The following is an 8,831-nucleotide window of genomic DNA, read 5'->3' as shown; positions in this document are numbered from 1 at the left end:
TCGCGTCCGTTATTCAGTGTCTGGCATGACACCACCCACCCAAAGTTGTGGTGGGGATGGTTGTTGCCTGGTTTTTGTCGGTGGTGTTAGCGGTGGGGTCACGCCCGGTCCCATTCCGAACCCGGAAGCTAAGTCCACCAGCGCCGATGGTACTGCACTCGGGAGGGTGTGGGAGAGTAGGTCGCCGCCGGCATAATAATCTTGTTTGTGGGTCGTGGTAGCCAGTTCCCGTGTGGGGTGGGCTGCTGCGGCCCACTTTTGTGCCCACGAGTAAACAACATTCAACGAAGGTTGTTGTGGTAAGGCGTGGCGCTATACCAGATACTTCTGGCGCAATTGGTTGATGTCGGCGTCGGAAAGCCCGATGCCTTGTCGGACGAAGTTGTCGAAAGTACCGTAGTTCTCTTCGATAGCGTCCCACGACATCTTGAGCCACTTTTTGTCTACCGCGTCTTCACGATTGAGGTAAGCGTTGCTGGCAAGGAAGTCCTGCTCGATTGCTTCGTAACTAACTCCCAAGATGGCCAAGAGGAACGCGGCTCCGAGGCCGGTTCGATCCTTGCCCGCGCTGCAGTGGAATACAACGGCACCGTCTTCATATGCGAGTGCTTGGAGAAGATCCTTCCAAGCGGTTCGCGGTGCTTCTCCGGTAATCATCAACTCATAGCCGAGTAATTGGCCGAAATACTTCACTTCATCATCGAAAACCTCTGTATCGCGCGCTTTGATGCTGTCTCCCGCCGCTTCGTAGAACTCGGGCGCGTGGCCGTAGAGCTGCTCGCCAGTAGTTACGACAGGATTCTTCACAAAGCCCAAGCCATTGCGAACATCGATGATGTCCGCTACTTGGTAAGTCACGCCGTCGGGCAAGACGTCTGGGCCTTCGCTGCGCTCTTTAATGTTTCGCAAATCGACGACGCGTGTCACGCCTGCCTGCGTCATGTGGGCAAGATCTTCGTCGCTTGGCTCCCGTAAGGTGTTTGACCTGTATGCGAGGCCTTGGCGGATGTGGCGACCGTCCTCGGTCGTGATTAGGTTGGCGCTACTGCCCGCTACATCGCGGAAGTTGCTGAGTGAGGATAGTGAGCCGGATTCGATAGGGGTTGGAGATCCGGTTGGTGCCGTGGCGGTAGTAGTCTGACCGGTGCCCTGTGTTTCGGTCGCGCTAATCCCTGGTGTGACTGCATTAAACAACGCGGTGTCAGGGCTAGCCAACGCGGGCGATGGGGCAATAGTGCCGAGTGGTAGAAGAAGGGCCGCGGTTAGGGCAGAGACTTTAGCGCGATGATTCGCGCGGCTTAGGTTAGTTGGATTCACGGGTATTGAGGTTAGTGTGCTTCAGGTTTTCGGCAACTTATAAGAAAAGCTCTTTCCTGCATAGTCTTGCCCGCGCACCCGCATAGCCATGCCCGCACAATAGGCCCCACTGGGACGCGGTAAGAACGTAACGGGGGTGCCTGGCTACACTGCTCAGAAAAGTGGCTTCTACCAGCACAAATTAGCCAACGCTAAGCCAAGTTCGAAATATGCCCTAAATATTGCGTAATTTCATAACGTATTTACTTGTTAAATAGGGAACCCTAAGCTAATGTTTCACAGGTAATGATTACCTAAGTAAGTGATTGGGTAACGGCGTCTAAGTGGCGTTTGTTTAACAATCCTACTGTGACCGAAGGGATGCCTTTAAGTGGCGCGTTCTAACTCCGGCCGTATTCGCAATATCGTAGTTGCATCTGTTGCGAGCCTTGGACTTGTTCTTGGTGCATGTTCTACTGATGCCGGTAACGAGGATAAGTCTGCAGCTGCAGGCAACGAGTCTACTATTACCGTTACTGATAATCATGGTGAGCAGACCGTACCTGCCGAGATTGACTCTGTTGTGGCCACGGATAACCGTTCCTTCGAGATGCTCGATCAGTGGGGTATTAAGCTGGCTGCAGCTCCTAAACCGATTATCCCGTTCACGGTTTCCGACTACAAGGACAATCCTGACGTTCAGGACATCGGCAATCACCGCGAGCCGAATCTCGAAATTGTTGCTGCTGCTGACCCGGACCTGATTGTGAACGGTCAGCGTTTCGGCAAGTACTACGATGACCTGAAGAAGCTTGCTCCGAACTCCGCGATTGTGGAGTTTGAGCCGCGCGAGGGCAAGCCGCTGGACGAGGAGCTCAAGCGCCACGCTAAGGGCCTGGGCACCATCTTCGGTAAGGAGAAGGAAGCCGATCAGCTCATCGCAGACTTTGACAAGGCTCTGGAGCGCGCTCGCAAGGCTTACAACCCGGACGTGAAGGTCATGGCGCTGAACTCGTCGGGCGGCACCCTCGGTTACATTGCTCCGACTGTTGGTCGTACCTTCGGCCCGCTGTTCGACCTGATTGGCATGAAGCCGGCGCTGGAGGTCGACAAGGCCAGCGATGACCACCGGGGTGATGAGATTTCCGCCGAGTCCATCGCTGAGGCAAACCCGGACTTCATCATGGTGCTTGACCGCGATGCTGGCACCTCTGTCCGCGGTACCGATGAGTACCGTTCGGCACAGTCTGTGGTCGAGGAAGCCGCTCCGCTGAAGAACGTGAAGGCAGTCAAGGAGGGCAAGATCTACTACGCCCCAGAGGACACTTACACCAACGAGTCCATCATCACGTACACGGAGATTCTGAACGGGCTTGCCGACGCCTTCGAGCAGGCCTAATAGTTCCCTGACCAGTCACAGGAGTACCTCACCAACTCTATGCAGAAGTTACTGGATTCCCGACTAGCCATCGGGATTGCCTTTGTGGCAGTCCTGGTGGCTATGTCGCTGTTTGTAGGCCAATACGACATCCTGGGCGCCGACGACGGCTGGGAGATGTTCGCCACTACGCGTATACCGCGCACCATTGCACTAGTGCTCTCGGGTGCCGCGATGGCGATGTGTGGCTTGGTCATGCAGCTACTTACGCGCAACAAGTTTGTCGAACCCACCACCACGGGAACCACGGAGTGGGCTGGTCTCGGCCTGATTTTCGTGATGTATTTCTTTCCTTCGGCCTCGATGCTTGGCCGGATGGGCGGGGCAATCATCTTCGCTTTCATCGGCACGGCAGTGTTCTTCCTGTTCTTGCGCCGTGTCGCTTTGAAGTCAAGTCTGGTTGTGCCCATCGTGGGCATCATGTTGGGTGCGGTAGTCAGTTCGATTTCGACTTTCTTTGCGTTGCAGACGGACATGCTGCAGTCGCTAGGCGTGTGGTTCGCAGGCTCTTTTACTGCCATTTATAAAGGGCAGTACGAATTCCTGTGGCTGGTCGTCATCGTGGTTGCAATCGTCTTCGTATTCAGCGATCGGTTAACGGTTGCGGGGCTTGGTGAGGACATTGCCACCAACGTCGGTCTGAACTACAAGCGAATCGTGTTCCTGGGAACGGGGCTGATTGCAATCGCAACAGGTTTGGTCACCGTCGTGGTGGGCAACCTCCCATTCCTGGGGCTCATCGTCCCGAATATCGTCTCCATGTTCCGTGGCGATGATCTGCGCTCCAATCTTCCCTGGGTATGCCTGGTGGGCATTGCCATTGTGACGATTGCGGACCTGATTGGCCGCGTCATTATCGCCCCGTTCGAGATTCCGGTATCGGTGATTCTCGGCATCCTGGGTGCTGCCATCTTCGTCTATCTGATTGTGGAGCGGCGTCGTGCTTAATCTCAGTTCAACTCACACGGTGGCCGACCAGGCCGGGCCGCAAACGACGTCGTTTAGCACGGCCGCCGCGGCGCGCAGGTACTGGATTATCATTGCTGCGCTGGCGGGCCTGGCGGTGTTGTTTACGGCGGGCCTGCTTGCGTGGGACAACCCGTTGCCGTTCGGTACGGATGGTTTTTGGCTGATTGCGCGCCGGCGTCTTGATGCCGTAATTGCCATGATCGTGGTTGCCTGCTGCCATGCCGTCGCGACAGTGGCGTTCCAGTCGATTGCGAATAACCGAATTATTACGCCGTCGATTATGGGGTTTGAAGCGCTGTACGTGGCTATCAGTACCGCTGCGGTGTACTTCTTCGGGGCGACGGGTCTGATGAATGCCGGCTCGGTTGGGGCGTTTGTGCTGCAGCTCGTGCTGATGGTGGGGCTGTCGCTGGTGCTGTATGCGTGGCTGTTGACTGGGCAGGGCGCGGATATGCACAGCATGCTGCTGGTGGGCATTGTTATCGGTGGCGGGCTGGGCTCGGTATCGACATTTATGCAGCGCATGCTGACGCCTTCGGATTTTGACCTGCTGACGGCGCGGCTGTTCGGCTCTGTCAACAACGCGGACCCGGAGTTTTTCCCGGTGGCGATCCCGCTGGTGATCGCGGCAATCGTGGTGATTGCGCTGCATTCGCGGGCCCTCAATGTCATGTCGTTGGGGCGTGAAGTCGCGACGAATCTGGGCGTGAATTACCAGGTTCGGTCCATCACCGTGCTGGTTGCGGTGTCCGTGCTGATGGCAGTATCGACGGCTATGGTCGGCCCGATGACATTCCTCGGCTTCCTGGTCGCGACCATTGCGTACCAGGCTGCGGATACCTATGACCATCGTTTTGTGCTGCCGATGGCGGCGCTAATCGGCTACGTCACGCTGGCCAGTGCGTATTTCATCCTCAATCACGTTTTCTATGCCCAGGGCGTGGTGTCCATCATCATCGAGCTGGTTGGCGGTTCGATCTTCCTCTACGTCGTTTTGAAGAAGGGACGGCTATGATTCTCCTCGACAGTGTAAGCAAGAGCTATACCAGCGAGGTGTCAATTGGCCCCGTTGACCTGGAAATTCCAACCAATGCGATTACGGCTCTGATTGGGCCGAATGGTGCGGGCAAGTCCACGCTCTTGACTATGATTGGCCGCCTCCTTGCCGTCGATTCCGGCGACATCAACGTCGGCCCCTACAACGTGGGCAAGACCAAGTCGAAGGATCTGGCGAAGGTGCTGTCGATTCTGCGCCAGGACAACCACTTCGTCACCCGCCTCACCGTGCGCCAGCTGGTCAGCTTCGGCCGCTTCCCGTACAGCCAGGGGCGCCTGACCGCTGAGGACGAGCGCATCATCTCCCAGTACATCGAGTTCCTCAATCTTGAGGCGCTCCAGGGCCGCTACCTCGACGAGCTCTCCGGTGGGCAGCGTCAGCGCGCGTATGTCGCAATGGTGCTCTGTCAGGAGACGGATTACGTGCTTCTCGACGAGCCGTTGAACAACCTGGATATTTCTCATTCGGTCGACATCATGTCGTACCTGCGCACTGCAGTGCGCGATTTGGGTCGAACCATGGTGGTGGTGTTGCATGACATCAATTTCGCGGCTCGCTACGCCGACTACATCTGTGCGGTCAAGGATGGCCAGATTGTAGAGCACGGCCCTACCGCAGAGCTGATGCGTTCGGAGGTTCTGAGCCCAATCTTCAACACTCAGATTGACATCGTCGAGGGCCCGCATGGCCCGGTCGCCTGCTACGGCTCTTAAGGCAATTCCTGGCCGGCCCCACGCAGCCGATACAATCTAGCCTCATGACTATTACTGCTGCCGTTGACGGTTCCGCCCTGCACAACCCCGGACCTGCCGGGTGGTGCTGGTATATCGACGACAGCTGCTGGGCCGCCGGCGGATGGAAAGAGGGAACCAATAACCGCGGGGAGCTCACCGCTCTTGCCGAGCTGCTCCGCGCCACCGCGCACATCCCCGACGAGCCGCTTTTCGTACTGTGTGATTCGCAGTATGTGATTAACTCCGTCACTAAGTGGATGCCGGGGTGGAAGCGCAAGGGGTGGAAGAAGCGCGACGGTAAACCTGTCCTCAACGTCGACATTTTGCAGGACATCGACCAGCTGCTCGTTGGCCGCAATATTCACCTCGAGTGGGTTAAGGGACACTCGGGCCACGACATGAACGAGGCCGCTGATCAGCGCGCCCGCGCCGCCGCCACCGCGTATCAGAAGGGTACGACCGTGCCGGAGGGGCCAGGTTTCGCTGGTGCGGGTAGCCGCGTGCAGTCGAATGCCGCGCCGACAAAAACCGCGCCCGCCGCGCCTAGTTCCGAGCCCAAGACGCCCAAGGCCGCAACCTTCGAGCAGGAATGCCTCTTTGACCTCGCAGTCGACGCCACCGTGACGCCCGAGGACGCGGCTAAGGAAGCGCTCACCGTTTTCCGCCGCGCCGCACATCGCGCTGAGCAGGGTAATACCCGCGCACTCAAGGCATTGCTTAACGACGCCCTGGGCGCCAACCTCGCCGTGCCAGACGGGCTTTCGGATGCCGAGTATGAGCTCCGCGTCGAGGGAACCACCGCCACCGCGCAGTTCACCACCGACGACTGGGTTGGCCTAGCTGTCTGGGATTTGTCCCAGGCAGTGGGGAAGGCCACAGGCTCCGCACGTTTGCTGGGCTGGAATGTGGGCAGGTCTTAGCAGTAGTATGAAAGTTTGGTCTTTTAGGTAGACCACCAGGCAATCCGGGGTTACTGGTAGCCTGAAAACACATAAATTCTTTTACTCATTACATATAAGGAGCTCCGACTTCATGGCTGAGCACGAAGGTCCTCGTTCCGGCGAAGGCCGAGGAAATCGCGGAAACCGCGGGTCTAACCGTTCCCATGGTCGTGGCGAGGGCGGCTTTAACGGGCGCAACCGCAACGATCGTCGTGGACAGGGTGGTGGCCCAGGTGGTCGTGGCCGTGGTGGTCACGGTGGTCATGGCGGTAACCGCGATTCCCGTGGTTCGCGGGGCTTCCGTCGTGATGATCGCGATGATCGTGACTTTAACCGCGGCGACCACAATGAGCGCGGTGGCCGTGGCGGTCGTGGTTACAATCGCGATGACCGCAATGATCGTCGCGGCCCGGGCGGGCGCGGTGGCCAGGGAGGTCGCAACTTCGACCGTCGTGGTGGCAAGCCACGTCGCTCCAACCGTGGTGGCCGCTTCCAGGATGAGAAGCGTACGCACCGCACCGGCCCGCAGCGCCCAGGCTTCCGCGAGGAGCGCATTGAGGCCCGTAAGAACGAGCCGAAGCTGCCAGATGACATTCGCGCAGACGAGCTCGACCCGAGCGTGCGCCAGGATCTGAAGAGCCTGGCTAAGGACAACGCCGACAAGGTTGCTCGTCACATGATTATGTCCGCAATCCTGATGGCTGAAGACCCGCAGCGTGCCCTGGAGCACGCCCGCGCAGCGAAGGACCGCGCTGGTCGCGTCGGTGTCGTTCGTGAGACCGCTGGTGTTGCCGCTTACCACGCAGGTGAGTGGAAGGAAGCTTTGGCGGAGCTGCGTGCGGCTCGCCGCATCTCCGGTGGCCCGGGCATGCTCGCGGTCATGGCGGACTGTGAGCGCGGCCTCGGCCGCCCAGAGAAGGCCATCGAGCTGGCTCGCTCCGAGGAAGCCAAGCAGCTGGACAACGAGTCCAAGACTGAGCTGGCTATCGTCGCCGCCGGTGCTCGCCGAGATATGGGCCAGATCGATGAGGCTCTGGTTGAGCTGGAGACCCAGGATCTGAACCCGGACCGCGAGGACTTCGAAGCAGCTCGTCTGTTCTACGCCTACGCTGATGCGCTGGTGGAGGCCGGTCGTAAAGATGATGCCAAGGTGTGGTTTACCCGCTGCGCCAAGATCGATGTGGACCAGATGCTCGATGCTCGTGAGCGCATCGAAGAGCTGAGCAAGTAATCAGCCCAGCTGCCGGCTCGCAACATCAGCCACCGCTAACGCACCGCTGGCGCAATCGGGCTGCGCATCTACAATTCGTCGTAAAGCGTTCCTATTTCGTAAAAGGAGAAATGAACCCCCATGGCTTCTGTCGCTTCTTCCTATGATGCCGCTCTGCTGGATCTGGATGGCACGATTTACGAGGGTGGCGCGGCGATTCCGAACGCGCTGGAGGGGCTGACTGAGGCGGCGCTGCCGATGGTGTTTATTACCAACAATGCCTCGCGCGCGCCGCAGACGGTGGCGGATCAGCTCAATGGGCTGGGCTATGACGTTCACGCGGACGATGTGATGACGTCGGCGCAGGCGGCCATTGAGATGGCGGCGGAGGTCATTGAGCCGGGCTCGAACGTTTTTGTGTTGGGTGCGGAGTCGTTTAAGCAGTTGGCTCGTGAGGCGGGGTACAACCTCGTGGATTCCGCTGATGACAACCCTGCGGCGGTGTTCCAGGGGCTCAACCGTGAGATGACGTGGAAGCAGATGTCGGAGGCGGCGCTGGCGGTGTCGCGAGGTGCGCGCTTCCTGGTGTCGAATTTGGATACGACGCTGCCGTCGGAGCGCGGTTTCCTGGTTGGTAATGGTTCGGTCGCTGCGGCGATTTCTACGACCACGGGCGTGGCGCCGCTGTCGGCGGGTAAGCCGAAGCCGCCGATGTTTATTAAGGCGGCGGAGCGTGTGGGCGCGAAGAATCCGCTGGCGATCGGTGACCGTCTGGATACCGACATCGCGGGCGGAAATGCGGCAAAGATGGACACGTTTATGGTGGTCACAGGCGTTTCCACGCATATGGATGTCGTTGCGGCGCCGCCTGAGCACCGCCCGACGCTCATCGGTGCTGACATGACTGCGCTGAATCGTGAGCTGGATCAGGCACGTCCGGCTCCGCAGGCTGGTTTCACTGCGCGTTACGACGGCGCGGAGGCCGGTGTCATCGTTCTTTCTGGCGGTGACATGGAAGATCTTCGGTTGGTGAACCCGGCGGAGGCCGCGGTGGCGGCTCTGCTGACGGTCGCGGATGTGGTGTGGAACTCTGAGGCTGGTCGTGCTGGCGCGGTCGAGGTCGCGCAGGTCCGCGCGGAGGGGCCAGCTGCTGAGGCGGCTCTGGCTGCCTGGCGGAAGTGATAGC

Annotated in this window: 8 protein-coding genes and 1 rRNA gene; 8 read left to right on the top strand and 1 reads right to left on the bottom strand. The window is 59.0% G+C overall.

What is annotated here, in order from left to right:
- The first annotated feature begins 76 nt into the window (after window positions 1–76).
- A 5S ribosomal RNA gene (gene rrf, locus ADB08_RS05550) occupies window positions 77–193 on the top strand.
- A gap of 119 nt (window positions 194–312) precedes the next feature.
- Here the strand turns inward: rrf and ADB08_RS11220 are convergent.
- Entirely contained in the window at window positions 313–1,317 is a 1,005-nt protein-coding gene (locus ADB08_RS11220; protein WP_065421655.1) for a tyrosine-protein phosphatase, read from the bottom strand.
- A gap of 370 nt (window positions 1,318–1,687) precedes the next feature.
- Between ADB08_RS11220 and ADB08_RS05540 the strand changes: the two genes are divergently transcribed.
- The 7 genes from ADB08_RS05540 (at window position 1,688) to ADB08_RS05510 (ending at window position 8,827) form a co-directional block, all read left to right on the top strand.
- Window positions 1,688–2,695, top strand: coding sequence for a siderophore ABC transporter substrate-binding protein (locus ADB08_RS05540; RefSeq protein ID WP_049171659.1), 1,008 nt, complete (start codon window positions 1,688–1,690; stop codon window positions 2,693–2,695).
- Between the two features lie 39 nt (window positions 2,696–2,734).
- Window positions 2,735–3,682, top strand: a complete 948-nt coding sequence (locus ADB08_RS05535; RefSeq protein ID WP_049171656.1) for an ABC transporter permease — start codon at window positions 2,735–2,737, stop codon at window positions 3,680–3,682.
- Window positions 3,675–4,718 carry an iron chelate uptake ABC transporter family permease subunit gene (locus tag ADB08_RS05530; RefSeq protein WP_053087318.1) on the top strand — a complete coding sequence of 348 codons (1,044 nt, stop codon included), beginning with the start codon at window positions 3,675–3,677 and terminating at the stop codon, window positions 4,716–4,718. The genes ADB08_RS05535 and ADB08_RS05530 overlap by 8 nt, the downstream gene beginning before the upstream one ends.
- Complete coding sequence (locus ADB08_RS05525; RefSeq protein WP_049171651.1) at window positions 4,715–5,473, top strand: ABC transporter ATP-binding protein; 759 nt, start codon at window positions 4,715–4,717, stop codon at window positions 5,471–5,473. Before ADB08_RS05530 ends, ADB08_RS05525 begins: the two co-directional genes overlap by 4 nt.
- 44 nt (window positions 5,474–5,517) lie before the next feature.
- Window positions 5,518–6,414 (top strand): RNase H family protein, encoded by an 897-nt coding sequence (locus tag ADB08_RS05520; protein WP_049171648.1) that lies wholly within the window; start codon window positions 5,518–5,520, stop codon window positions 6,412–6,414.
- 94 nt (window positions 6,415–6,508) lie between these two features.
- The gene (locus tag ADB08_RS05515) at window positions 6,509–7,666 is read left to right on the top strand and encodes a hypothetical protein (RefSeq protein WP_370548640.1); all 1,158 of its coding nucleotides are present in this window, start codon (window positions 6,509–6,511) and stop codon (window positions 7,664–7,666) included.
- 120 nt (window positions 7,667–7,786) lie between these two features.
- Window positions 7,787–8,827 (top strand): HAD-IIA family hydrolase, encoded by a 1,041-nt coding sequence (locus ADB08_RS05510; RefSeq protein WP_049171644.1) that lies wholly within the window; start codon window positions 7,787–7,789, stop codon window positions 8,825–8,827.
- Window positions 8,828–8,831 lie beyond the last annotated feature (4 nt).

Origin of the sequence: Corynebacterium sp. 239_CJEI (genome assembly GCF_001055995.1) — a bacterium.
GTDB lineage: Bacteria > Actinomycetota > Actinomycetes > Mycobacteriales > Mycobacteriaceae > Corynebacterium > Corynebacterium jeikeium_D.
Note: the sequence above shows the minus strand (reverse complement) of the source record. Positions and strands in the feature narration are given on the sequence as shown.

What these genes read in the sequence shown, in the direction of transcription:
- ADB08_RS05535 (WP_049171656.1), top strand. Translation starts at nt 2,735, where the DNA reads ATGCAGAAGTTACTGGATTCCCGACTAGCCATCGGGATTGCCTTTGTG.
- ADB08_RS05525 (WP_049171651.1), top strand. Translation starts at nt 4,715, where the DNA reads ATGATTCTCCTCGACAGTGTAAGCAAGAGCTATACCAGCGAGGTGTCA.
- ADB08_RS05520 (WP_049171648.1), top strand. Translation starts at nt 5,518, where the DNA reads ATGACTATTACTGCTGCCGTTGACGGTTCCGCCCTGCACAACCCCGGA.
- ADB08_RS05510 (WP_049171644.1), top strand. Translation starts at nt 7,787, where the DNA reads ATGGCTTCTGTCGCTTCTTCCTATGATGCCGCTCTGCTGGATCTGGAT.